The sequence below is a fragment of the Mesorhizobium captivum genome (genome assembly GCF_033977165.1).
In the GTDB taxonomy this organism is placed as follows: domain Bacteria; phylum Pseudomonadota; class Alphaproteobacteria; order Rhizobiales; family Rhizobiaceae; genus Mesorhizobium; species Mesorhizobium captivum.
The window spans coordinates 63,969-85,632 of the sequence record NZ_JAVIJB010000028.1; the positions used below are offsets into that span (position 1 = coordinate 63,969).

The 21,664-nt window shown below is 63.4% G+C and carries 21 protein-coding genes, 1 other RNA gene and 1 pseudogene; 6 read left to right on the forward strand and 17 right to left on the reverse strand.

Features of this window, described 5'->3' with window-relative positions:
- Positions 1-4 precede the first annotated feature (4 nt).
- The 3 genes from RFM40_RS22445 to ssrS all read right to left on the reverse strand — a co-directional run bounded on the left by RFM40_RS22445 (position 5) and on the right by ssrS (position 1,732).
- Entirely contained in the window at positions 5-829 is an 825-nt protein-coding gene (locus RFM40_RS22445) for a TIGR00282 family metallophosphoesterase (RefSeq protein ID WP_320227597.1), read from the reverse strand.
- 78 nt (positions 830-907) lie between these two features.
- Positions 908-1,495 (reverse strand): 5-formyltetrahydrofolate cyclo-ligase, encoded by a 588-nt coding sequence (locus RFM40_RS22450; protein ID WP_320227596.1) that lies wholly within the window; start codon positions 1,493-1,495, stop codon positions 908-910.
- 82 nt (positions 1,496-1,577) lie between these two features.
- Positions 1,578-1,732: non-coding RNA, 6S RNA (ssrS, locus tag RFM40_RS22455), on the reverse strand.
- A gap of 126 nt (positions 1,733-1,858) precedes the next feature.
- On the opposite strand from ssrS, the gene RFM40_RS22460 reads away from it, so the two are divergent.
- The 4 genes from RFM40_RS22460 (at position 1,859) to msrB (ending at position 5,053) form a co-directional block, all read left to right on the forward strand.
- Positions 1,859-2,698: an AAA family ATPase gene (locus RFM40_RS22460; RefSeq protein ID WP_320278253.1), complete on the forward strand. Its 840-nt coding sequence runs from the start codon at positions 1,859-1,861 to the stop codon at positions 2,696-2,698.
- Positions 2,699-2,788: 90 nt separating this feature from the next.
- On the forward strand, positions 2,789-3,235 hold the full coding sequence (locus RFM40_RS22465; protein WP_320227594.1) for a GNAT family N-acetyltransferase: 447 nt from the start codon (positions 2,789-2,791) through the stop codon (positions 3,233-3,235).
- A 5-nt stretch (positions 3,236-3,240) separates the two neighbouring features.
- On the forward strand, positions 3,241-4,431 hold the full coding sequence (locus tag RFM40_RS22470; protein WP_320272448.1) for a vWA domain-containing protein: 1,191 nt from the start codon (positions 3,241-3,243) through the stop codon (positions 4,429-4,431).
- Between the two features lie 217 nt (positions 4,432-4,648).
- Positions 4,649-5,053: a peptide-methionine (R)-S-oxide reductase MsrB gene (gene msrB, locus RFM40_RS22475; RefSeq protein ID WP_320227592.1), complete on the forward strand. Its 405-nt coding sequence runs from the start codon at positions 4,649-4,651 to the stop codon at positions 5,051-5,053.
- Between the two features lie 71 nt (positions 5,054-5,124).
- On the opposite strand, the gene RFM40_RS22480 is transcribed toward msrB, so the two are convergent.
- On the reverse strand, positions 5,125-5,469 hold the full coding sequence (locus RFM40_RS22480) for a hypothetical protein (protein ID WP_320227591.1): 345 nt from the start codon (positions 5,467-5,469) through the stop codon (positions 5,125-5,127).
- A gap of 181 nt (positions 5,470-5,650) precedes the next feature.
- Between RFM40_RS22480 and RFM40_RS22485 the strand changes: the two genes are divergently transcribed.
- The gene (locus RFM40_RS22485) at positions 5,651-6,160 is read left to right on the forward strand and encodes an arsenate reductase ArsC (protein WP_320278254.1); all 510 of its coding nucleotides are present in this window, start codon (positions 5,651-5,653) and stop codon (positions 6,158-6,160) included.
- 48 nt (positions 6,161-6,208) lie between these two features.
- On the opposite strand, the gene RFM40_RS22490 is transcribed toward RFM40_RS22485, so the two are convergent.
- The 12 genes and pseudogenes from RFM40_RS22490 to RFM40_RS22545 all read right to left on the reverse strand — a co-directional run bounded on the left by RFM40_RS22490 (position 6,209) and on the right by RFM40_RS22545 (position 20,420).
- On the reverse strand, positions 6,209-6,658 hold the full coding sequence (locus RFM40_RS22490; protein ID WP_320278255.1) for a hypothetical protein: 450 nt from the start codon (positions 6,656-6,658) through the stop codon (positions 6,209-6,211).
- A 21-nt stretch (positions 6,659-6,679) separates the two neighbouring features.
- On the reverse strand, positions 6,680-6,940 hold the full coding sequence (locus RFM40_RS22495) for a DUF2312 domain-containing protein (RefSeq protein WP_095804728.1): 261 nt from the start codon (positions 6,938-6,940) through the stop codon (positions 6,680-6,682).
- Positions 6,941-7,206: 266 nt separating this feature from the next.
- Positions 7,207-10,665 (reverse strand): pyruvate carboxylase, encoded by a 3,459-nt coding sequence (pyc, locus tag RFM40_RS22500; RefSeq protein ID WP_320278256.1) that lies wholly within the window; start codon positions 10,663-10,665, stop codon positions 7,207-7,209.
- Positions 10,666-10,934: 269 nt separating this feature from the next.
- The gene (locus tag RFM40_RS22505) at positions 10,935-12,053 is read right to left on the reverse strand and encodes a branched-chain amino acid ABC transporter substrate-binding protein (RefSeq protein WP_320227588.1); all 1,119 of its coding nucleotides are present in this window, start codon (positions 12,051-12,053) and stop codon (positions 10,935-10,937) included.
- 137 nt (positions 12,054-12,190) lie between these two features.
- Positions 12,191-12,538 (reverse strand): DUF6867 family protein, encoded by a 348-nt coding sequence (locus tag RFM40_RS22510; RefSeq protein WP_320221580.1) that lies wholly within the window; start codon positions 12,536-12,538, stop codon positions 12,191-12,193.
- Between the two features lie 14 nt (positions 12,539-12,552).
- Complete coding sequence (locus tag RFM40_RS22515) at positions 12,553-13,281, reverse strand: ABC transporter ATP-binding protein (protein WP_320221581.1); 729 nt, start codon at positions 13,279-13,281, stop codon at positions 12,553-12,555.
- Positions 13,282-13,298: 17 nt separating this feature from the next.
- A pseudogene (locus RFM40_RS22520) lies at positions 13,299-14,477 on the reverse strand (ABC transporter ATP-binding protein); the annotation flags it as partial.
- Complete coding sequence (gene livM, locus RFM40_RS22525) at positions 14,477-15,868, reverse strand: high-affinity branched-chain amino acid ABC transporter permease LivM (RefSeq protein WP_320221582.1); 1,392 nt, start codon at positions 15,866-15,868, stop codon at positions 14,477-14,479. The pseudogene RFM40_RS22520 and the gene livM, both read right to left, overlap by 1 nt.
- A gap of 5 nt (positions 15,869-15,873) precedes the next feature.
- The gene (locus RFM40_RS22530; RefSeq protein WP_320221583.1) at positions 15,874-16,776 is read right to left on the reverse strand and encodes a branched-chain amino acid ABC transporter permease; all 903 of its coding nucleotides are present in this window, start codon (positions 16,774-16,776) and stop codon (positions 15,874-15,876) included.
- Between the two features lie 340 nt (positions 16,777-17,116).
- Positions 17,117-18,118 carry a 4-hydroxyproline epimerase gene (locus RFM40_RS22535; protein ID WP_320272445.1) on the reverse strand — a complete coding sequence of 334 codons (1,002 nt, stop codon included), beginning with the start codon at positions 18,116-18,118 and terminating at the stop codon, positions 17,117-17,119.
- 32 nt (positions 18,119-18,150) lie between these two features.
- Entirely contained in the window at positions 18,151-19,494 is a 1,344-nt protein-coding gene (locus RFM40_RS22540) for an NAD(P)/FAD-dependent oxidoreductase (RefSeq protein ID WP_320227586.1), read from the reverse strand.
- A gap of 32 nt (positions 19,495-19,526) precedes the next feature.
- Positions 19,527-20,420, reverse strand: coding sequence for a dihydrodipicolinate synthase family protein (locus RFM40_RS22545; protein ID WP_320278257.1), 894 nt, complete (start codon positions 20,418-20,420; stop codon positions 19,527-19,529).
- A gap of 69 nt (positions 20,421-20,489) precedes the next feature.
- On the opposite strand from RFM40_RS22545, the gene RFM40_RS22550 reads away from it, so the two are divergent.
- Complete coding sequence (locus tag RFM40_RS22550) at positions 20,490-21,194, forward strand: GntR family transcriptional regulator (protein ID WP_320227584.1); 705 nt, start codon at positions 20,490-20,492, stop codon at positions 21,192-21,194.
- 47 nt (positions 21,195-21,241) lie between these two features.
- Here RFM40_RS22550 and RFM40_RS22555 read toward each other — a convergent pair whose 3' ends face one another.
- Positions 21,242-21,559, reverse strand: a complete 318-nt coding sequence (locus RFM40_RS22555) for a hypothetical protein (RefSeq protein ID WP_320227583.1) — start codon at positions 21,557-21,559, stop codon at positions 21,242-21,244.
- Between the last annotated feature and the right edge of the window lie 105 nt (positions 21,560-21,664).

The following is a 21,664-nucleotide window of genomic DNA, read 5'->3' on the forward strand; positions in this document are numbered from 1 at the left end:
AATGTCACGACCAGAAGGCCGGCGCCGTTTCCTCCAGCCGCGGCCCGCGACGAAACGGCGCGATCCTCTCGGCGAGCCCGGTTCGGTCGGAAATCTCGACGCCGATGCCGCACAATGTCGCCGGTCCGCTCGCCGCCTCGAAGCGGCCTTTCGGCACTTTCGACAGGAAGCGGTTGAGCGGTTCTTCCTTGTCCATGCCGAGCGAGGAGTCGTAGTCGCCGCACATGCCGGCGTCCGAGATGTAGGCGGTGCCGCCATTGAGGATCTGGTGGTCGGCGGTCGGCTGGTGCGTGTGGGTGCCGACAACCAGGCTGGCGCGGCCGTCGACAAAATGCGCGAAGCACATTTTTTCAGAGGTCGCCTCGGCGTGGAAATCGATCACCGCCGCATCCGCCTGCTCGCCGAGCGGGCAGGCTGAAAGCTCGCGCTCGCCGGCCTGGAACGGATCGTCGAGCTCGGGATGCATGAAGACGCGGCCCATGATGTTGGCGACCAGCACCCGCGCGCCGTTCCTGGCGATGTAGACGCCGGAGCCGCGCCCCGGCGTGCCCTTGGGAAAATTGGACGGGCGCAGGAAACGCTCCTCGCGCGGCGCGAAGATCAGCGCGTCGCGCTGGTCCCAGACATGGTTGCCGGTGGTGACGACATCCGCGCCCGCCGCGAGCGTCTCGCGAAAGATCTCTTCGGTGATGCCGAAGCCGCCGGCGGCGTTCTCGCCATTGACGATGACGAAGTCGAGCCTGAAGTCGGAAATCAGCCCGGGCAGTTGTTCCCACACCGCCGTGCGTCCAGTTTTTCCGACCATGTCGCCGAGGAAGAGAAGTCTCATACGATCCCGCGCCGAAAGTCCGCCAAGCAAAAGCTGCATGACTTTCCGCAAAAGATCATGCGTTTCTCAACCGCTTTTCTACAATTGCGGCGTGAACCGGCGCAACCCGCTCTCGGTGAGTATTTCCGAGATGATCACGTCGTGGTTCTCATCCGGCACCTGGCCCACTTCCTGGCAATCGAAGGCGATGCCGATCAGCCTGGGCGTCAGGCCTTTGTCGGCGAGCCTGGCGATCGCCCGGTCGTAATAGCCGGCGCCGTAGCCGATGCGGTGGCCGCGCGCGTCGAAGGCGGCGAGCGGTATCAGCATGAGCGAAGGGTCGAGCACTTCGGCCTCGTCATGCGGCCCGACCGTGCCGAAGCCCATCTCGACCATCGGCGCGCCACGCACCAGTTCGCGGAAGACGATCGTCGTCTTGTCGAGGATCGCCGGCAGGCAGAGCCTGGCGCCTTTCTCGCGCAGCGCGAACATCAGCGGCCGCACATCGACTTCCGAGCGCATCGGCCAGAAGCCGGAGACGATCTGCCCCGGCTCGACGGCGATCTGGTCGCGCGCCGTCTCGGCCATTTCGAGCGCGATCTCCACCCGCCAGAACTCATCGAGCGCGTCCCGGCGCGCCAAAGCGTCCTTGCGAAGCTGTTTTTTCAGGTCTTTTGATGGGGTCATGCGACGACGGTAGAGATGGCCTGATCAGGGCGAAGTTGCAGGAGCGACGTTTTCTACCGCACGGCTCCCAAAATCGGGAGAGTGGCGATCCACACAACCGGTGGAGAGGTCGATCCCGGGTGCCTACAAAGTAGGTGGGCGCCGTGTGAGAAAACCCACGGGTCTTCCCAGGGACAGCTCCCTAAGGATCGATAAGGCCCCGGGGATAAGTTCTCCTGCCGGGAAGCGCAGACCGCCATTGCCAATATAGGCCGACGGTTGGCCGAGCGCCAGAGAAACGAAGGGCGAGAAACGAACGGCCGTTAGAGCTTGCGCGCATCCACAGGGCTCCTTACGGTCCCCGCCGCACGGACAGGAGAAAAAATGCGTTTCGAAGGCACCGCGAGCTATGTTGCCGACAAGGATCTGATGGTGGCGGTCAATGCCGCGATCGCGCTGGAGCGGCCCTTGCTGGTCAAGGGCGAGCCTGGCACCGGCAAGACCGAGCTCGCCCGCCAGGTGGCGGCAGCGCTTGGGCTGGATTTCATCGAATGGAACGTCAAGTCGACCACCAAGGCGCAACAGGGCCTTTACGAATATGACGCCGTCTCGCGGCTGCGCGACAGCCAGCTCGGCGACGACCGCTTCAACGACATCAAGAACTACATCAAGCGCGGCAAGCTCTGGGACGCCTTCGCCGCCCCGAAAAAGGTCGTGCTTTTGATCGACGAGATCGACAAGGCCGACATCGAATTCCCCAACGACCTCCTGCAGGAGCTCGATCGGATGGAATTCTTCATCTACGAGACCGGCGAGACCATCCGCGCCGCCTTCAGGCCGATCGTCATCATCACCTCGAACAACGAGAAGGAGCTGCCGGACGCCTTCCTGCGCCGCTGCTTCTTCCACTATATCCGCTTTCCCGACATCGAGACGCTGCACCGCATCGTCGACGTGCATTATCCCGGCATCAAGCTGAACCTGGTGCGCGCCGCCCTTACCCAGTTCTACGAGATCCGCGAGGTGCCGGGATTGAAGAAGAAGCCCTCGACCTCCGAAGCGCTCGACTGGATCCGCCTGCTTGTCGCCGACGACATCGCGCCGGAGGATCTGCGCGCCGACCCCAAGAACGCGCTGCCGAAGCTGCACGGCGCGCTGTTGAAGAACGAGCAGGACGTACACCTCTTCGAGCGCCTGGCCTTCATGGCCAGGCGGCAGGGATAGACTGGCAGCAATAGCGCTTTCCCCGGCTGTGGACCGTTGCCGGCGAACGGCCGACAGCGCAGCTTCGGTTCCAAAGCATTGGAGGAGAAAATGACCGAGATCACCGTCCGCCCCTTGGCGCAGTCCGATCACGCCGAATGGCGCCAGCTGTGGACCGCCTATCTCACCTTCTATGAGACCAAGCTGCCGGAAGAGGTCTACGACGTCACCTGGAAGCGCCTGTTCACGGCGGGCGAATTCGAACCGAAAGGTTTCATCGCGACGCTCGACGGCAAGGCCGTTGGCCTGACCCACTACCTCTACCATCGCTCCTGCTGGTCGCCGGTCAACAACTGCTACCTACAGGACCTGTTCGCCGACCCGGACGTGCGCGGCAAGGGCGTGGGTGCTGCCCTGATCAAAGCCGTGCAGGACGAAGCCGGCAAGATCGGTGTGAAGAACGTCTACTGGATGACGCACGAAACCAACGCCACCGCGCGCCGGCTCTACGACCGCGTCGCGCGCCGCACGGGCTTCATCGAGTACGATCTGCTATAAGGGCAATGTTCATCCCCTTCTTCCTCGAACTGAAGGCCGCGCGGGTTCCCGTTTCGCTCAAAGAATACCTGTCGCTGCTGGAAGGCCTGGAAGCGGGGCTGGTCGACTATGACGTCGAGGGTTTTTATTACCTCGCGCGCTCGGCCCTGGTGAAGGACGAGCGCCACATCGACCGCTTCGACCAGGTCTTTTCCCATGTCTTCAAGGGCGTCGAGGCGCTCGCCGGACCGGACGCCGTCGATGTCGCCAACATCCCCGAGGAATGGCTTCGCCGTTTGGCGGAAAAGCACCTGAGCGACGAGGAGAAGAAACTGATCGAGGCGCTTGGCGGTTTCGACAAGTTGATGAAGACGCTGAGGAAGCGGCTGGAGGAGCAGAAGGGTCGGCACCAGGGCGGCTCGAAATGGATCGGCACCGGGGGCACCTCGCCCTTCGGCGCCTATGGCTACAATCCGGAAGGCGTGCGCATCGGCCAGCATGAAAGCCGCCATCGCCGCGCGGTGAAGGTGTGGGACAAGCGCGAGTTCAAAAACTTTGACGACGCGGTCGAACTCGGCACCCGCAACATCAAGGTGGCGCTGAAGCGGCTGCGGCGTTGGGTGCGCGAGGGCGCGGAGGAGGAATTCGACCTGCCCGGCACAATCCATGCGACCGCCGAGCATGGCTATCTCGACCTCAAGACGCGCCCCGAGCGCCGCAACGCGGTGAAGCTCTTGATGTTCTTCGATGTCGGCGGCTCGATGGACGATCACATCAAAAGTGTCGAGGAACTGTTCTCGGCCGCCCGCGCCGAATTCCGCCAACTCGAATATTTCTACTTCCACAACTGCCTTTACGAGCGCGTCTGGAAGGACAATCGCCGCCGGCTTGCCGAGACGATCCCGACCTTCGACCTCATCCACAAATACGGGCCTGACTACAAGGTCATCATCGTCGGCGACGCCTCGATGAGCCCTTACGAGATCGTGCATCCCGGCGGCTCGGTCGAGCACTGGAATCCGGAGGCCGGCAGCGTCTGGCTCGGGCGGCTGTTGCAGCAATGGCCGAACGCGGTGTGGCTGAACCCGGAGGCCGAGAAGAACTGGCGCTACACCCATTCCGTCGCGATGATCAGCGATATTTTCGGCGGTCGCATGTTCCCGCTGACATTGGCCGGGCTCGAGGCCGCGACGAAGCAGCTTTCGAGGAAACATTGATCCGCTGTCTGGACGGCTGAGATTCAGGTCAGGCCGAGTCGAAAATGGTGGCGTCCGATAACCGGAGCGGAGCGTACTTGAAGTACGTGAGCACCGGAAGCGCAGGAGGCCGCCATTTGCAGGCCGGCCTGACCTGAATATAGTTGTAACAAATGCCTATGTTTGCGCGAATATAGGCTGCCAACCAACAACGAGCCGCCAAGGCCGAGGAGATTTCATGGACACCCACGCCTATCCCGTCACCCGCACCGATGCCGAGTGGCGCGCCCGGCTGACGCCGGAGCAGTATGCCGTCATGCGCAACCACGGCACCGAGCGTCCCGGAAGCTGCGCCCTGCTCTACGAGAAGCGCGCCGGCACCTTCTTCTGCGTCGGCTGCGACCAGCCGCTGTTCGAATCCAAGCTGAAGTTCGAGAGCGGCACAGGCTGGCCGAGCTTCAACGACCCGGTGCCCGACTCGATCGAAACCACCGTCGATCGCAGTTACGGCATGGTCCGCACCGAATGCCATTGCTCGCGCTGCGGCAGTCATCTCGGCCATGTCTTCGAGGACGGCCCGCCACCGACCGGCTTGCGCTACTGCATCAACGGCGTGGCGCTGCGGTTCGAGCCGGCGGCCTGACCGGTAACCCCGTCATAGCTTCGGAAAGGGCGGCTTCGGCCGCCCTTTTTCTGCGCGGCACCGAGCGCCGGTCAGGCAATGACCGTCGCAATCAGCCAGAGCGCCGAGCCCAACATCATCATCGATGCCTTGGCGCCGCCTGTCTTCTCCGCCGTTCGCCAGACGGCGAGGGCGAGGAAGATGTTGTAGGGCACCGGCAGGAGATGCACCGTAAGAACCAGCCAGAGCGGCAGCTTCAACCCGAGCAGAACGAGCGCCACCCCCGAGGAAGCGATGTTGATCGCGGTGCCGACAAGCAGCATGTCGCGCCAGAACAACCGGTCGAGCGACATCTCGCCCCGCCAGCACGCGCGAAAGAAGCTCGCCAGGCGGGCAATCTTGCCGGACGCAGTCCCGGCCGGATGCGAATCGTCCATTTGTCAGCCTCGCCTGCGCTCACACAACGCCGAAGATGCCGAACACCGTCGGCAAAGCAAGGCCCCGCGAGATCTCACGCGAATGTGACAGGAAAATCTGCCATCAATGTTCGAGTGGCCGCGATGCGCGATCCGCATCACCGGTCAGTCATTGGCAGAGTCCGGAATGGAGGGGTCCCAAATGAGTGATCATGTCTACAACGTTCTCTTTCTCTGCAATGCCAACTCGGCTCGCTCGATCATGGCCGAAGCCATTCTCAATCGGGTCGGAGCCCGCCGATTCAAGGGGTATTCGGCCGGCGCGCGTCCCAGGGGCAGCATCAACCCCTATGCCATCCAGCTGCTGCAAAGCCTGAGCTACGATACCTCCTTTGCCCGCTCGAAGAGCTGGGATGAGTTTTCAGGGCCCGACGCGCCGGAAATGAACTTCGTCTTTACACTCTGTGACAGCACGGCGAACGAAAGCTGTCCCGTCTGGGCCGGTCATCCAATGACGGCACTTTGGACAGTGCCGGATCCGTCCAGGGCCGCCGGCACGGACGCCGAGCGGCATTTCGCTTTCGCGGACGCTTATCGCATGCTCAACAACCGGATCGGCCTGTTTATCAACCTGCCGATAGGCTCGCTGGATCAACTGGCCCTGAAGCAGCACCTGGAAGAGATCGGTCGCGACCAGCCGCGGCCGAATTGAAGTTCCGGAATGTGCGGGGTCAGCGATCCGATCGAAAGCTGAACCGCTCTAAAGTCGGGATTCGTCTTCCAGGACCGCGAGAACAGCGCGCTCGAAGCGCGAGCATTCCGTCACCAGCCAGTCGGCCATGGCCGGCCAGTTGTCCTCGGCAAAACAGTTGACCCGCCACTGCGAATTGATGCCGAGGTTCTGCGCGCTCTGCTCCGGCCTGAGCTTCAGCCGCGCCTCGATCGCCGGCTGGAAAGGCTTCAGCCGTGTCCAGACACCGGTCGCGCCGAGCTTCTCATTGCGGCCGAAGAAGACGCCGACCACATTCTCGCTGGGCGCGACATACATGGAAAGCACCAGGCCGAACTCGGGCATTCCACGCTGCCAGAACCACGGCCCGCGTCGCGCCAACCGGGCCCTTTCTTCCGGATGCCGCTCGGCGAACAGCGCCCAGAAGCCGCGATGGCGGAACTCCGAAGCGCGGCGGCCGCCGAAGTCGAACTCACTCATGGCCGGCCCCGGCCATGAGACTTACACCATGCCGAGCGCGGCCTTGTAGAGATCAAGGATGGACTCCTCCTCCTGGCGCTCGGCCTGGTCCTTCTTGCGCAGCCGGATGATGGTGCGGATCGCCTTGGTGTCGAAGCCGGTGCCCTTGGCCTCGCCATAGACGTCCTTGATGTCGTCGGAAATCGTCTTCTTTTCTTCCTCGAGCCGCTCGATGCGCTCGATAATGGCGCGCAGCTGGCCGGCGGCTACAGTCTGGCTGGTCTCGGTGATCTCGTCGGCCATTTTTCTCTCCGCGTTTTTGCGCCACGGCGATTCCCGCCCCGGCAAAATTGGAGCGCGTTCGATGCCCGAGCAGGCACGGCGGGTCAAGACATTATCGATGCGGCATGAAAGGCCGCGGCACCCTAAGGTGTGTTGAGATTCAGGTCAGGCCGAGTCGAAAATGGTGGATTCCGAGTACCGGAGCGGAGCGTACTCAAAGTACGTGAGCACCGGAAGCGCAGGAAGCCTCCATTTGCAGGCCGGCCTCACCTGAATATCGGCACACCTTACCCAAAAGCGATCAGCAGATCTTTCGCATCGATCTGGTCGCCAGCCTTGACCAGCACTTCGGCGACAACGCCGTCGCGCTCGGCATGGAGTGCGGTCTCCATCTTCATCGCCTCGATCGAGAGCAGCACGTCGCCCGCCTTGACCGCCTGGCCGGCGGCGACGGCAAGAGCGGAAACCACGCCCGGCATCGGTGCGCCGATATGCGCTTCGTTGCCCGGCTCCGCCTTGCGCCGCGCCTTGGCGGCCGAGGCGCCATGCGCGCGGTCCGGCACCTTGACGCGGCGCGGCTGGCCGTTGAGCTCGAAGAAGACGGTGACCATGCCCTTTTCATCGACATCGCCGAACGCCTGGCAGCGTACCACCAGGGTCTTGCCCTTCTCGATGTCGACGAAGATCTCGTCTTCCGACTTCATGCCGTAGAAATAGGTCGGCGTCGGCAAGACGCTGACAGGGCCGTAGGTCTCCTGCGCTGCGGCAAAGTCGGTGAAGACTTTCGGATACATCAGCCAGGAGGCGAACTCGAACTCCGTGAGCTTGCGTTCGAGCTTCTCCTCGATCTCCTTGCGGCTGGCCTTGAGGTTAGCCGGCTTGAGCAGCGAGCCTGGCCTGACCGCGATCGGCTTCTCGCCCTTCAGCGCCTTCTTCTGCAGCGCTTGCGGCCAGCCGCCGGGCGACTGGCCGAGATCGCCGCGCAGCATCGAGACTACCGAATCCGGGAAGGCGATGTCCTTTGCCGGGTTCTCGACATCGGCAACGGTGAGGTCCTGGCTAATCATCATCAGCGCCATGTCGCCGACCACCTTGGAGGACGGCGTCACCTTGACGATGTCGCCGAACATCAGGTTGACGTCGTGATAGGCCTGCGCCACCTCGTGCCAACGCGTCTCCAGCCCCAGCGAGCGCGCCTGCTCCTTGAGATTGGTGAACTGGCCGCCAGGCATCTCGTGCAGATAGACTTCCGAGGCCGGCCCCTTGAGGTCGCTTTCGAAGGCGGCGTACTGGTTGCGCACCGCTTCCCAGTAGAAGGAGATGTGGCGGATCCACTGCGGATCGAGGCCGGGGTCACGCCCGGTGCCCTTGAGTGCCTCGACGATCGAGCCGAGGCATGGCTGCGAGGTGTTGCCGGAGAAGGAATCCATCGCCGCGTCGATAGCGTCGACGCCGCTTTCCACCGCCGCCAGTACCGTCGCCGCCGAGAGACCGGAGGTGTCGTGCGTGTGGAAATGGATCGGCAGATCGGTCTCTTCGCGCAGCGCCTTGAACAGCACGCGTGCGGCACTGGGTTTCAGGAGACCCGCCATGTCCTTGACGGCAATGATATGCGCGCCGGCCGCTTCCAGCTCCTTCGCCAGCCCGACATAGTATTTGAGGTCGTATTTGGCGCGTGCCGGATCGAGGATGTCGCCGGTATAGCACATCGCCGCTTCGATCAGCTTGCCCTCGGCGCCCACCGCGTCCATGGCGACGCGCATGTTCTCGACCCAGTTCAGGCAGTCGAAGACGCGGAACAGGTCGACGCCGCCGGCGGCCGCCTGTTTGACGAAATGCTGCACGACATTGTCGGGATAGTTGGTGTAGCCGACGCCGTTGGCGCCGCGCAGCAGCATCTGCAGCAGAAGGTTGGGCGCGGCTTCGCGCACCCGTGACAGACGCTCCCACGGATCCTCGGTGAGGAAGCGCATGGCGACGTCGAAGGTGGCGCCGCCCCAGCATTCCAGCGACAGGAGCTGCGGCAGCGCCCGCGCGTAGGCGCCGGCGATGCCGGCTATGTCATAGGTGCGCATGCGGGTGGCGAGCAGCGACTGGTGACCGTCGCGCATCGTCGTGTCGGTGACCAGCACCTGGTTCTGCTCGCGCATCCAGGCCGCGAACTTCTGAGGCCCGAGCGCATCGAGCCGCTGCTTGCTGCCATCCGGCACCTTGCCGTTGAGATAGGGCACGACAGGTGCGGCGGCATCGGCCTTGGGCACCGGCCGTCCGCGCGTCTCCGGATGGCCGTTGACGCTGACATCGGCCAGATAATTGAGCAGCTTGGTGGCGCGGTCCTGCCGCTTCACCTGCTGGAACAGCTCCGGTGTCGTGTCGATGAACTTGGTGGTGTAGGAATTGTCGGCGAAGCTCGGGTGATTGATGATCGCTTCGAGGAAAGTGAGGTTGGTGGCGACGCCGCGGATGCGGAATTCGCGCAGCGCCCGATTCATGCGGGCGATCGTCTCGGCCGGGGTCGGCGCCCAGGCCGTCACCTTTTCCAGCAGCGGATCGTAGAAGCGGGTGATGACAGCGCCCGAATAGGCGGTGCCGCCGTCGAGGCGGATGCCGAAGCCGGTGGCGCCGCGATAGGCGGTGATGCGGCCATAATCCGGAATGAAATTGTGCTCCGGATCCTCGGTGGTGATGCGGCACTGCAGCGCGTGGCCGTTGAGCCTGATGTCTTTCTGCATCGGCACGCCCGATTCCGGCGTGCCGATGGCGAAGCCGTCGAGGATGTGGATCTGCGCCTTCACGATATCGATGCCGGTCACCATTTCGGTGACCGTGTGTTCGACCTGGATGCGCGGATTGACCTCGATGAAGTAGAACTTGCCGGTATCGGCATCCTGCAGGAACTCGACCGTACCGGCGCCGATATAGCTGGTCTCGCGCGCGATCTTCAACGCATAGCCGCAAAGCTCCTGGCGTAGATCCTCGCTGAGATAGGGCGCCGGCGCGCGTTCCACGACCTTCTGGTTGCGGCGCTGGATCGAGCAATCGCGCTCGAACAGATGCACGGCATTGCCATGTGTGTCGCCGAGCACTTGCACCTCGACATGGCGCGCGCGCTCGATCAGCTTTTCGAGATAGACCTCGTCCTTGCCGAAGGCGGCCTTGGCCTCGCGCTTGCCTTCCATCACCTCGCGGGCGAGGTCGGCCTCCGAGCGGATGGCGCGCATGCCGCGGCCGCCGCCGCCCCACGAGGCCTTCAGCATCACCGGATAGCCTATTTTCGCGGCGAGCTTCTTCACCTCCTCCATGTCGTCGGGCAGCGGATCGGTGGCCGGCACCACCGGCACGCCGACCTCGATCGCCAGGTTGCGCGCCGCGACCTTGTTGCCGAGCCGGCGCATCGTCTCCGGTTTCGGCCCGATGAAGGTGATGCCGGCGGCAGCGCAGGCCTCGGCGAATTCCGGGCTTTCCGACAACAGGCCGTAGCCGGGATGGATCGCATCGGCGCCCGACAATCTGGCGACGCGGATCACTTCGTCGATCGAGAGATAGCTTTCGATCGGTCCCATGTCCTTGTTGAGGTGCGGCCCCCGCCCGACCTGGTAGCTTTCGTCGGCCTTGAAGCGGTGCAGCGAATATTTGTCCTCTTCCGCCCAGATCGCCACGGTTTTGAGGCCCAGTTCATTGGCCGCGCGAAAGACGCGGATGGCGATTTCGGACCGGTTGGCGACGAGGATCTTCGTGATTGCCAAGGACTGGGCTCCAGTAGCGGAAGGTGAGATGAACGGGGCAATGATTAGCGTGAAAATGCTGCAGCGCAAACAAAATCGCGCGACACTTAAACCGATTTAAATCGTTTGTTTGCGCCAAAACCCTCGCTGTCGTCCCGCAAGCGGTTCAGGAAGACTTTTCAGATTGTCCTAATAGCGGAACGCTTGGTCGACCGGACGCAAGCGTCCGCCAACAAAAATGCCCGGCGCTGAGCGCCGGGCATCCAAAAAGTCGGCTTCTGTTTGCCGGCTTATTTCTCGAAGTAGCTGTACTTGCCGTCTTCGCCCTTCTTCCACTCGTAGACGACATAGTCCGGACGGGTGATGTCGCCCTTGGAGTCGTAGCCGATCTCGCCGATGGCCGTCTTCCACGGACCGCCGGACTTGATCGTGTCGGCCACCTTCTGCGCATCGTCGGCCGAACCGACCTTGGCGATGGCCTGAGAGATGATCTGGATGGCGGCATAGGAGTAGAGCGTATAGGCTTCCGGCTCGAAGCCGGCGGCGCGGAACTTCTCCACCACTTCCTTGGCGGCCGGATTCTTGCGCGGATCCGGAGCGAAGGTGTTGAGCGTGCCGGCAACGGCGTCGCCGGCGATCGAGGCCAGCTCGTTGGAGACGATGCCGTCGCCCGAGAACAGCGGCGCCTTCAGGCCCTGGTCGGCCGACTGACGGATGATCAGGCCGGCTTCGGTATGCAGGCCGCCCCAGTAGATCAGGGTGACGCCGTTTTCCTTCATCTTGGCGATGAGGGCCGAGAAGTCCTTATCGCCGACGTTCACGCCTTCATACATGACTTCCTTGGTGCCGTTGGCGTTCAGGTTCTTCTTGGTCTCGTCGGCGAGACCCTGACCGTAAGGCGTCTTGTCGTGGATGATGGCGATCTTGGCGTCCTTGAAGTTCTTGGCGATATAGTCGCCCGCCACCTTGCCCTGCTGGTCGTCGCGACCGCAGGTACGGAAGGTGTTCCACAGGCCGCGCTCGGTGAGCTTCGGATTGGTCGCCGCCGGCGTCATGACGAGGATGCCGTTCTCGGCATAGACTTCCGACGCAGGAATGGTCACGCCCGAGTTGAAGTGGCCGTCGACGAACTTGACGCCGTCGGCGACGAACTTGTTGGCGACCGAGATGCCCTGCTTGGGATCGGAGACGTCGTCACCGACCTCGAGCTTCAACTGCTGACCGTTGACACCGCCGGCCGCGTTGATATCGGCGACCGCCTGTTCCGCGCCCTTCTGCAACTGCGCGCCGAAGGCGGCGTTCGGACCGGTGATCGGGCCGGCGACGCCGATCAGGATGTCGGCCCACGCGCTGCCGCTGAACGCGATGAACGCGGTCAGCGCCACGGCGGACAAAAGTGATTTTTTCATTGAAACGCTCCCATTTACGGAGTGGGCGTGGATGATACTTTCATGCGATGCCCACCCTTATCGCAGAAAGCATAGAATGCCGATTTTCAGGCACTTGTCACGCCGATTCATCCCTGAAACGACGTTAAGCATGAACCTCAACCTTTCGGTTTCCAGCTCAATAAGGAAGCTCTTTCGTAGAGCCAATTATACTGCGTGACCATCTGGTTGGTGCGCGTGTATTGATAGCCGAGGAAGCCCAGTATCATCAGCACGATGGTGTCGACGATATAGTAGTGCAGCGAGAACATCGTGCCTTCGAACAAGGCATGATGGATGAACCTTACCGCGATGCCGAGGCCGAGCATGTACAGGAACAGGCGAAAGTGGGTGCCCCAAGTCTGGGCCACTGCTTTGCCGGTCATCCATGCGGCCCCGCCGCCGAGCAACCCGGTGACGAAGAGAAAGTGCCAGATCGAAGCCTCTTCGTAGAGAATACCCTGCATGATGAAGACCTCTCTTAGTGATGCCCGCCTTCGAGATAGGCGGCGCGCACTTCCGGATTGGCGAGCAACTCCTTGCCGGTGCCGCTCATCGTCACATTGCCGTTGACCATGACGTAACCGCGATCGGCGAGCTTGAGCGCGCCAAAGGCGTTCTGCTCGACCAGAAACACGGTCAGCCCCTGCGTCTTGTTCAGTGCGCGGATGGCGTCGAAGATCTGCTTGACGATCAGCGGCGCGAGGCCCAGCGACGGCTCGTCGAGCAGAAGCAGTTTCGGCCGCCCCATCAGTGCGCGCCCGATCGACAGCATCTGCTGTTCGCCGCCCGACAGCGTGCCGCCGCGCTGGGCGATGCGCTCCTTGAGCCGCGGGAACAATGCGAACACCTTCTCGGCATCCTCGTCAAAATGCTTGAGGTTGTCGATGCTGGCGCCCATCTGCAGGTTTTCCATCACCGTCATGCGCGGGAAGATCCGGCGTCCTTCCGGCGACTGGGCGATGCGCAGCCGCGCGATCTCGTGCGTCGGCATCTGGGTGATGTCGGTGCCGGCGAAGGTGATGGTGCCGGCGCGAGCGCGCGGCGCGCCGAAGATGGTCATCATCAGCGTCGACTTGCCGGCGCCGTTGGCGCCGATCAGCGCCACGATCTCGCCCTGGTTGACGTTGACGTCGACGCCGTTCAGCGCCCGGATGTTGCCGTAGTAGGTCTGCACGCCTTTGATATCGAGCAGCGTTGTGCCGGCCATTATTTACGCCCTCCACGCTTGCCCGCTGGGGGCCTAGCCGCCGCTTCCTTGCCCTTCGAAGCGCTGTCGGCCTTTGCGGCCGGAGCCTTGGCGGCCGTTTTCTTCGGCGCTGCTTTCGCCGTGCCCCGCTTCGCGGCCGGCTTGGCTGCTGCGGTGGGCTTGCTGGCGACCGATGCGGCGCGCGCATCGACCTGAGCCGCCTTCGAGGCGCCTTTCGACACCGTGACCCGCTCGCCCTCATCCGCATGTTCGACACTATCGGAAACCGGCCCCGCCATCATCGAAGCGGAATTGCCCGGACCATGCGCAGAGTCGGGGCCGGTATCTAGCTGTTCGATCACATCCTCGTCGCCGACTTCGGTCAGCACGGTTTCGACCTCCTCGTCGTCGACGCCGAGATAGGCGGCGATGACTCGCGGGTCGGTCCGGACCGACTGCGGATTGCCGTCGGAGATCTTGCGGCCATATTCGAGCACGACGACATGGTCGGAGATCTGCATGACGACCGACATGTCGTGCTCGATGAGCAGGATCGAGGTGCCGGTGTTGTCCTTGATATCGTTCAGGAGCGCGTTGAGCGAGGCCGATTCCTTCGGGTTGAGGCCGGCTGCCGGCTCGTCGAGGCAAAGCAGCTCAGGCCCGGTGCACATGGCGCGCGCGATCTCCAGCCGCCGCTGCGCGCCGTAGGGCAGGTCGCCGGCCGGATCGTCGGCGCGGTCGACGAGGTCGGCCTTCTCCAGCCAGTGCCTGGCGAGATCGATCGATTCGGCCGAGGCCTGGCGATAGGTCGGGAAGCCGAACAGGCCGAGGAAGGTGTAGCCTGAGGCCTTCATCAGCTTGTTGTGCTGGGCGACCAGCAGGTTCTCCAAGAGCGTCATGCCCGAGAACAGTCGGATGTTCTGGAAGGTGCGCGCCACGTTGGCGCGCGCCGGGATCTCGTGATTGGGCAGGCGCTCGAGCAGATAGGTCGAGCCGTCGCGTTTGTTGAGCGTGATCATGCCCTCGGTGGGCTTGTAGAAGCCGGTGATGCAGTTGAACACCGTCGTCTTGCCGGCGCCGTTCGGACCGATCAGCGCGGTGATCTCGCCGCGCCTGGCCTGGAAGGACAGGTCGCCGATGGCGACCAGGCCGCCGAACTTCATCGACAGGTGTTCGACCTGCAGAATGAAATTGTTGGAGGGAGCTTGCGCGTCCATCAGCCGTGGCCCTCCTTGGTGAAGGAGCCTGAGACCGCTTTTCGCTTCTTCAGGAAGGCCGTCGGTTCCCGGCTGCCGACGAAGCCGCGCGGCTTCCACAGCATGACGATGACCATGGCCATGCCGAACAAAAGCATGCGGTAGAGCTCCGGCGTGAAATCGGGCCCGAACACCGCCTTGAGGAAGCCGAGCTCGCGCAGGATCTCGGTGCCGCCGATCATCACCAGCGCCGCCACCGCGATGCCGCCGAGCGAGCCCATGCCGCCTAGCACCACGATGGCAAGGATGATCGCCGATTCCAGGAAGACGAAGGATTCAGGGCTGACGAAGCCCTGTCGGGCGGCGAAAAACGCGCCGGCGAAACCGCCGAACATGGCGCCGGTGGCGAAGGCGGTCAGCTTGGTGGTGGTGGTGTTGATGCCGAGCGAGCGGCACGCGATCTCATCCTCGCGCAGCGCTTCCCAGGCTCGGCCCACCGGCAGGCGGCGAAGCCTGATGGTGACGAAGGCGGTGAGGAAGCAAAGCCCCAGGATCAGGTAGTAGAGGAAGATCTTGTAGTAGGCACCCGACTGGGCAATGCCCAGAACCTTGGCGATGTAGTTCGGGTCCGAGACGTTGAACGACATCAGCCCGAAGAGGGAGACTTTCGGGATGCCCGAGATGCCGGCCGAGCCGTTGGTCACCTCGCGCCAGTTGATGATCACGAGACGGATGATCTCGCCAAAGGCGAGCGTCACGATCGCCAGATAGTCGCCGCGCAGCCGCAGCACCGGGAAGCCGAGCATGACGCCCCAGAAGGCGGCCATTGCGCCGGCGGCCGGCAGCAGGATCCAGAACGACAGGCCGAAATGCGTGCCGAGCAGCGCGTAGGCATAGGCGCCGACCGCATAGAAGGCAACGTAACCGAGGTCGAGCAGGCCGGCCAGCCCGACGACGATGTTGAGCCCCCAGGCCAGCATCACATAGATCAGGATCTGGATGCCGAAATTGTCGACCCACTTCAGCGAACCCTGGAAGCCGAAGGCGAGCACCATTGCGACCGGGTAGAGGATCAGCACTGTGACGCCGATCTTGTTGAAGTTTCGCCGCACGAAGCCGGGCTCCGCCGCGACCGCGGGCGCCTTAGCCTTTTCGGCCCTTGACCGTTCGATCGCCGGAACCGCATAGGCGACATAGAGAAAGCGCCCGGCGGCGACGGCGACGACCACCAGGGCAAGCAGACCCCAGCGCTGCACCAGGATCAGCTCGTTGCTGATGTTCTGATCGGTCCTGAGCCCGATGAACAGCACGAACAGGCCAAGCGCGATTGCGCCGGCATAGAGGGCTTCGCGTATGGCGCGCTGCATGGGAGGGACGACCACGTCACGCTCCGGAGATACGGTAACGGCCATGAGAATCAGACCTTTTCGACTTCAGGCCGGCCCAGGATGCCGGAGGGCAGGAAGATGAGCACGATCGCCAGGATCGAGAAGGCTGCAACGTCCTTGTAGTCGATCGAGAAATAGGCCGACCACATGCTCTCGATGAAGCCGATCAGCAGCCCGCCGAGCACCGCACCTGGCAGCGAGCCGATGCCGCCGAGCACCGCTGCCGTGAAGGCCTTCACGCCCGGCACGAAGCCATCGGAGAACACCACCACGCCGTAATACATCAGGAACAGCGTGCCGGCGACCGCGGCCAGCGCCGCGCCCATGATGAAGGTGATCGATATAGTGCGGTCGACATCGATGCCAAGCAGCGCCGCCATCTTGCGGTCCTGCTCGCAAGCGCGCTGCGCCCGCCCCAATGCGGTCCTGTTGACGAGATACCAGAAGATCGCCAGCAGGGCGGCGGTCACCAGCACGATGACGATCTGCTTCAGCGAGACGCTGATGCCATCGATGGTATAGACTTGGCTGACCAGCGGCGGGATCGGCTTGTTGCGCGGGCCCTGCGTGACCTGCACGAAGTTGGACAGCGCGATCGACATGCCGATGGCGGTGATCAGCGGCGCCAGCCGGAACGAACCGCGCAGCGGCCGGTAGGCTACCTTCTCGATCGTCCAATTGTAGAGGCCGGTCAACAGCATCGCCACGATCATCATGATCAGAAGCGCCACCACGACCGGCACCGAATAGAACATCGCGCCGAGGATGAGGAAGACGATGAGGGCCGTGAAGGCGCCGACCATGAAGATGTCGCCATGGGCGAAATTGATCATGCCGATGATGCCGTAGACCATCGTATAGCCGATCGCGATCAGCCCATAGATAGATCCCAGCGTCAGCCCGTTGATAAGCTGCTGGACGAAGTACTGCATAGTTATGCGGCTCCCCTGGAATGTCGCCCGTTTCCGGGTCGCACTCCTTTTCGTATTGCCCCTAGTCGTAAAGTTTCAAGCCCGGATTGCAACGTGATTTTTTCAATCGCCGCACGTGGTTTGGAAGCACGCCGCCTGATTGCCCGTTTTCTCGCACCCAGCCCCTGGACTATCGCGGACCCTATCATTGGCACAACGAAATGTCTTTGACGATTCAGCCGTAGCATGCGCACCGTTTCGAAGAAATCGCCGTCAAAATAAGTTGATGAGAAGATTCCTTGCGTCCCTGAGCGTGGCCGATTTTGCGCGGAAAGCCTTCCGCTGGGTGAGGCCGTGACGGTTATGTGACGATGAATCCGTGCGCGAACGGATCTCGGTCGTCGATGAAGATGGTGTTGAGCCCGGTCATGCGCGCCCAGCCGCCGATCGAGGGGATGATCGCCGGCTTGCCGGCCACGCTGACCTCCTTTTCGACCCTGCCCTTGAACAGCGAGCCGATGATCGATTCATGGACAAAACTGTCGCCGGCCTTGAGCTTGCCCTTGGCATGCAGCTGCGCCATGCGCGCCGAGGTGCCGGTGCCGCAAGGCGAGCGGTCGATCGCCTTGTCGCCGTAGAAGACGGCGTTGCGCGCATCGGCCTCGGCATCTCTCGGCTTGCCCGTCCACAGCATGTGCGACAGCCGGTTGATGCCGGGGTTTTCCGGGTGGACGAACGAGTACTTCTCGTTGAGCCGCTGCCGCACCACGGGACTCCAGGCGATGAGATCGCCGGCCGAATAGTCGCCCATGTCGCGGTAGTTCGTCTGCGGCTCGACGATGGCGTAGAAATTGCCGCCATAGGCGACGTCGACGCTGATCTCGCCGAGCACGGGGCACTCGACCGTCAGCCCTTCGGCGTAGAGGAAGGACGGCACATTGGTGATGCGCACTTCCTCGACATATTCGCCGACCTGTTTGTATTCGGCGATGACGAGGCCGGCCGGCGTATCCAGCCTCAGCACGCCCGGCGTCTTCGGCTTCACCAGCCCATGCTCGATCGCCATCGTGACCGTGCCGATGGTGCCGTGGCCGCACATTGGCAGGCAGCCGGAGGTCTCGATGAACAGGATGGCGATGTCGCAGTCCTCGCGCGTCGGCGGATAGAGGATCGAGCCCGACATCACGTCATGGCCGCGCGGCTCGAACATCAGTCCGGTGCGGATCCAGTCATACTCGGCGAGGAAATGCGCGCGCCGCTCCATCATCGTCGCGCCTTCAAGCAACGGCCCGCCGCCGGCGACCAGCCGCACCGGATTGCCGCAGGTGTGGCCGTCGATGCAGAAGAATGATTTCTTGGCCATGATGCTCCTTAAAATATCACAATCCGGGGGTGTCAGAACCGTTGCGGACGGAATGGAGTGAGATCGAGCGGCGGAGTCTGCCCGAGAACGAGATCGCGGATCAAGCGGCCGGTCGCCGCCGCCTGGGTGAGGCCGAGATGGCCGTGGCCGAAAGCGTAGAAGACGCCCGGCGCCCGCGCGGCTCCAATGACCGGCAGCGAATCCGGCAGCGACGGGCGAAAACCCATCCATTCGCGGCCGCCCGACGGATCGAGCCCCGGCAGGAAGCGTTTTGCCTTTTCCAGCATCGCCTTCGAGCGCCCGAAATTGGGCGGGCGTTCGATGCCGCCGAGTTCGACGGCGCCGCCGACGCGCAGGCCCGTCTCCAGCGGCGTGATGACGAAGCCGTGCCCGGAAAAGATCAGCTGCCGCTTCACGTCGAACGCCGACACCGGCAGCGTCGTGTTGTAGCCGCGCTCAGTTTCCAGAGGGATGCGGTCGCCGAGATTCTTGGCCAGAAGATGCGACCAGGCGCCGGCGGTGACGACGAGTTGCTTCGCCTTCCGCGTCGTGCCGTCGGCAAGCATGATCGTGGCGCCGTTTGTTCCGGCCTCGATACGCTCGATCCGCGCATGCTCGAACCGAGCGCCGAGCTTCTCCGCATAGGCCCAGACCGCCTTGCCGAGCAGCTTCGGATCGGCGACCGTCTTCCAGCCCGGCACGAAGGTACCCTTGACGAAGCGCGGTGACAGGCCGGGCTGCAAGCTGGCCATCTCCTCGCCCTCGACATGGCGAAAGCCGATGCCGAAGCGCTCACGCTCCGCCCAGCCCGGCAGCGAGGCGCGGAACTCGGCTTCGCTTTCGTAGAGCTCCAGCGAGCCGTCCTCGCGCAGCATCGGCCTCGTGCCGGAGCGGTCGAGCAGGCCCATCCATTCGGCTTCTGCAAGCTTCATCATGCCGACCTGCGCCGCGAGGCTCGCTTCGTAGTGCTTAGCAGCGCCGGCGCGCCAGAAGCGGATCAGCCAAGGCAGGAGTTTGGGCAGATAGGCTGGCGGGATGGTCAAAGGGCCGAGCGGATCGGCAAGCCATTTCGGCAACTGCCTGATCATGCCCTTATGCGCCAGCGGCAGCACATCGGAGAAGGCGAAGGCGGCGGCGTTGCCGGAGCTCGTCTCCTCGCAGATGCCGGTGCGGTCGAAGACGGTGACGCTGCGGCCAGCCTCGGCGAGGTATGTGGCAGCGCAGATGCCGATGATGCCGCCGCCGACGATGGCGATGCCTTCCCCTTCTCCCCGTTCACGGGGAGAAGGTGCCCGAAGGGCGGATGAGGGCCCCTCGTCCGGAGATTTGGGATTTCCTTGCACGTCGGCGCTGCCCCTTGATCTGGCTGCCGCCATCTTCTCCCCGTGAACGGGGAGAAGAAAGCCAATCAAAACGCCGGCAGTTCCGGCCGCACGGCCAGCGCATCCTTGACGATCTTTTCCACCGCCTTGCGGCGCTCGCCCGACAGCGGCTGGCGCGGCATGCGAACGCGGTCATTGGTATCGATCGCCAGCACTTCGGCAAGCTTGATGTTTTGGACCAGATAGGTCGAGACATCGAGGTCGAGCAGCGGCCGGAACCAGCGGTAGATTTTCAGCGCCTCCTCGCGGCGACCCTTTCTCATCAGCTGGTAGATGGCGACGGTCTCGCGCGGGAAGGCGGTGACCAGGCCAGCGACCCAGCCGATGGCGCCGACCAACAGCGCCTCGAAGGCGAGGTTGTCGACGCCGGTGAAGAGGTCGTAGCGATCGCCGAGGCGGTTGATGATCTCGGTCGAGCGACGGATGTCGTCGGAGGATTCCTTGATGGCGACGAAGCGCTTGTCGGACGCCAGTTCCTCCATCAGGTCGACGGTGACGTCGACGCGGTAGGCGAGCCGGTTGGAGTAGATCATGACCGGCAGGTCGCCGGCTTCCGCGACGGCGCGAAGTGCCGCCACCGTCTCTTGCGGGTCGGTGTGGTAGATCGGGCTCGGGACCACCATCAGGCCGTTGGCGCCTTCCTTGGCGGCGCGGCGCGCGATGCTCGCCGCCTCGCGTGTGCCGGGCTCGTTGACGGTCAGCAGCACCGGCTTCTTGCCGGCGACCTTCTGCGCTGTCTTCAGCACCTCGATCTTCTCGTCGGAGGACAGCATCGGCCCTTCGCCGAGCGAGCCGCAGACGATGATGCCGTCGCAGCCGGCCTCCATCTGCAGGCCATAACAGCGCTCCATCTCGGCATGGTCGAGACTGTCGTCGGCGGTGAATTTGGTCGTGACTGCGGGGAAAACTCCGGCCCACATGGCTATCTCTCCAACTGATATATCAGCCGTATATTTATTAAGAGTTGGCCTGTCAATGATGAATCCGTTATGATATATAAAAAATATATCAGGAGCCTGCCTTTGATATCCCCGCTGATATCTCTCGATACGAGCGCGGCCTTCGAGCCGGTCGCGACCAAGGCCTATCGCGTGCTGGAGCACATGGTCGTGACGCTTGAACTGGCGCCTTCGAGCTTCGTCACCGAGGGCGCGCTGATCGAGCGGCTCGGCCTCGGCCGCACTCCCGTGCGCGAGGCGATCCAGAGGCTGGCGTGGGAAGGCTTGCTCGATGTCAGGCCGCGCGCCGGCATCGCGGTTGCGCCGCTTCATCCCGGTGACTGGCTGCGCGTCATCGACGCCAGGCGCGGCGTCGAGGTGGTGCTCGCCCGCTCCGCCGCCCGCTTCGTCACCCGCGAAGCGGCCGACCTTTTTCACGAAGCAGCCCTTGCCATGCAGAAGGCGGTGATCTCCGGCAACGTGCTTGCCTTCATCCAGGCCGACAAGCAACTCGACGAGGCGCTGGCGATCGCCGCCGACAATCCCTTCGCGGCGCGCGTGGCGGCGCCCTTGCAGACGCACAGCCGCCGCTTCTGGTTCCGCTACAAGGCCGATACCGGGCTCGCCGAATCGGCCGAGCACCATGTCGCGCTGATCCGCTCGATCCTCGACGGCGACGAGGAAGCCGCCGCCAAGGACGTCAAGAAGCTGATGGCGCTGCTGCGCGGCCACGCCGAGGTGGCGGCGACGCGCTGACCGGATCGGTTCGGCCTTCGCTGAACTCCCGTTATTTATCTACGCATTCAGCCGCCCGGCTGCCCAACGGCGGTGGCCAGCGTGTCTTCCCATCCGTCACCGGCCGCCAGGATGCAGCTTTGGCCCTTAACGTCGGTCATCAGGATGGTCCACGTTCCGCTCGCCGACACAAACACCTCGAAGATCGCGACCTCTCCGGCCACGCCGTAACCGAGCCGCTTCTCCTCGAATGCCTCCGCCAGCCTCGCGACCAGATAGTCATGGCCGCCGCAGATGACTTGCGCCCGCACGGGGAATGCCGGCAGCGCCATCACGGCGGCGACAGCCGCCAGCTTGATCGATCGATACGAAAATATGCGTGCCATAGGGCACCTCCTTTGCCTTCGCATTCCGGCAAGGGAGGCACATTCGGCCGCCTCAGGGTGCCGGAACGCTCCAGGCCGGATTGGACGTCTTCATCGCGTCACTCC

Bases quoted from the DNA above. Each gene is read 5' to 3' on its own strand.
- RFM40_RS22450 (WP_320227596.1), bottom strand. From the start codon at position 1,495: ATGACCCCATCAAAAGACCTGAAAAAACAGCTTCGCAAGGACGCTTTG.
- RFM40_RS22460 (WP_320278253.1), top strand. From the start codon at position 1,859: ATGCGTTTCGAAGGCACCGCGAGCTATGTTGCCGACAAGGATCTGATG.
- livM (WP_320221582.1), bottom strand. From the start codon at position 15,868: ATGGCCGTTACCGTATCTCCGGAGCGTGACGTGGTCGTCCCTCCCATG.
- RFM40_RS22515 (WP_320221581.1), bottom strand. From the start codon at position 13,281: ATGGCCGGCACAACGCTGCTCGATATCAAAGGCGTGCAGACCTACTAC.
- RFM40_RS22480 (WP_320227591.1), bottom strand. From the start codon at position 5,469: ATGGACGATTCGCATCCGGCCGGGACTGCGTCCGGCAAGATTGCCCGC.
- RFM40_RS22445 (WP_320227597.1), bottom strand. From the start codon at position 829: ATGAGACTTCTCTTCCTCGGCGACATGGTCGGAAAAACTGGACGCACG.
- RFM40_RS22490 (WP_320278255.1), bottom strand. From the start codon at position 6,658: ATGAGTGAGTTCGACTTCGGCGGCCGCCGCGCTTCGGAGTTCCGCCAT.
- RFM40_RS22530 (WP_320221583.1), bottom strand. From the start codon at position 16,776: ATGCAGTACTTCGTCCAGCAGCTTATCAACGGGCTGACGCTGGGATCT.
- RFM40_RS22510 (WP_320221580.1), bottom strand. From the start codon at position 12,538: ATGCAGGGTATTCTCTACGAAGAGGCTTCGATCTGGCACTTTCTCTTC.
- RFM40_RS22555 (WP_320227583.1), bottom strand. From the start codon at position 21,559: ATGGCACGCATATTTTCGTATCGATCGATCAAGCTGGCGGCTGTCGCC.
- RFM40_RS22465 (WP_320227594.1), top strand. From the start codon at position 2,789: ATGACCGAGATCACCGTCCGCCCCTTGGCGCAGTCCGATCACGCCGAA.
- RFM40_RS22505 (WP_320227588.1), bottom strand. From the start codon at position 12,053: ATGAAAAAATCACTTTTGTCCGCCGTGGCGCTGACCGCGTTCATCGCG.
- RFM40_RS22535 (WP_320272445.1), bottom strand. From the start codon at position 18,118: ATGGCCAAGAAATCATTCTTCTGCATCGACGGCCACACCTGCGGCAAT.
- RFM40_RS22540 (WP_320227586.1), bottom strand. From the start codon at position 19,494: ATGGCGGCAGCCAGATCAAGGGGCAGCGCCGACGTGCAAGGAAATCCC.
- RFM40_RS22485 (WP_320278254.1), top strand. From the start codon at position 5,651: ATGAGTGATCATGTCTACAACGTTCTCTTTCTCTGCAATGCCAACTCG.
- RFM40_RS22495 (WP_095804728.1), bottom strand. From the start codon at position 6,940: ATGGCCGACGAGATCACCGAGACCAGCCAGACTGTAGCCGCCGGCCAG.
- RFM40_RS22550 (WP_320227584.1), top strand. From the start codon at position 20,490: ATGATATATAAAAAATATATCAGGAGCCTGCCTTTGATATCCCCGCTG.
- RFM40_RS22470 (WP_320272448.1), top strand. From the start codon at position 3,241: ATGTTCATCCCCTTCTTCCTCGAACTGAAGGCCGCGCGGGTTCCCGTT.
- RFM40_RS22545 (WP_320278257.1), bottom strand. From the start codon at position 20,420: ATGTGGGCCGGAGTTTTCCCCGCAGTCACGACCAAATTCACCGCCGAC.
- msrB (WP_320227592.1), top strand. From the start codon at position 4,649: ATGGACACCCACGCCTATCCCGTCACCCGCACCGATGCCGAGTGGCGC.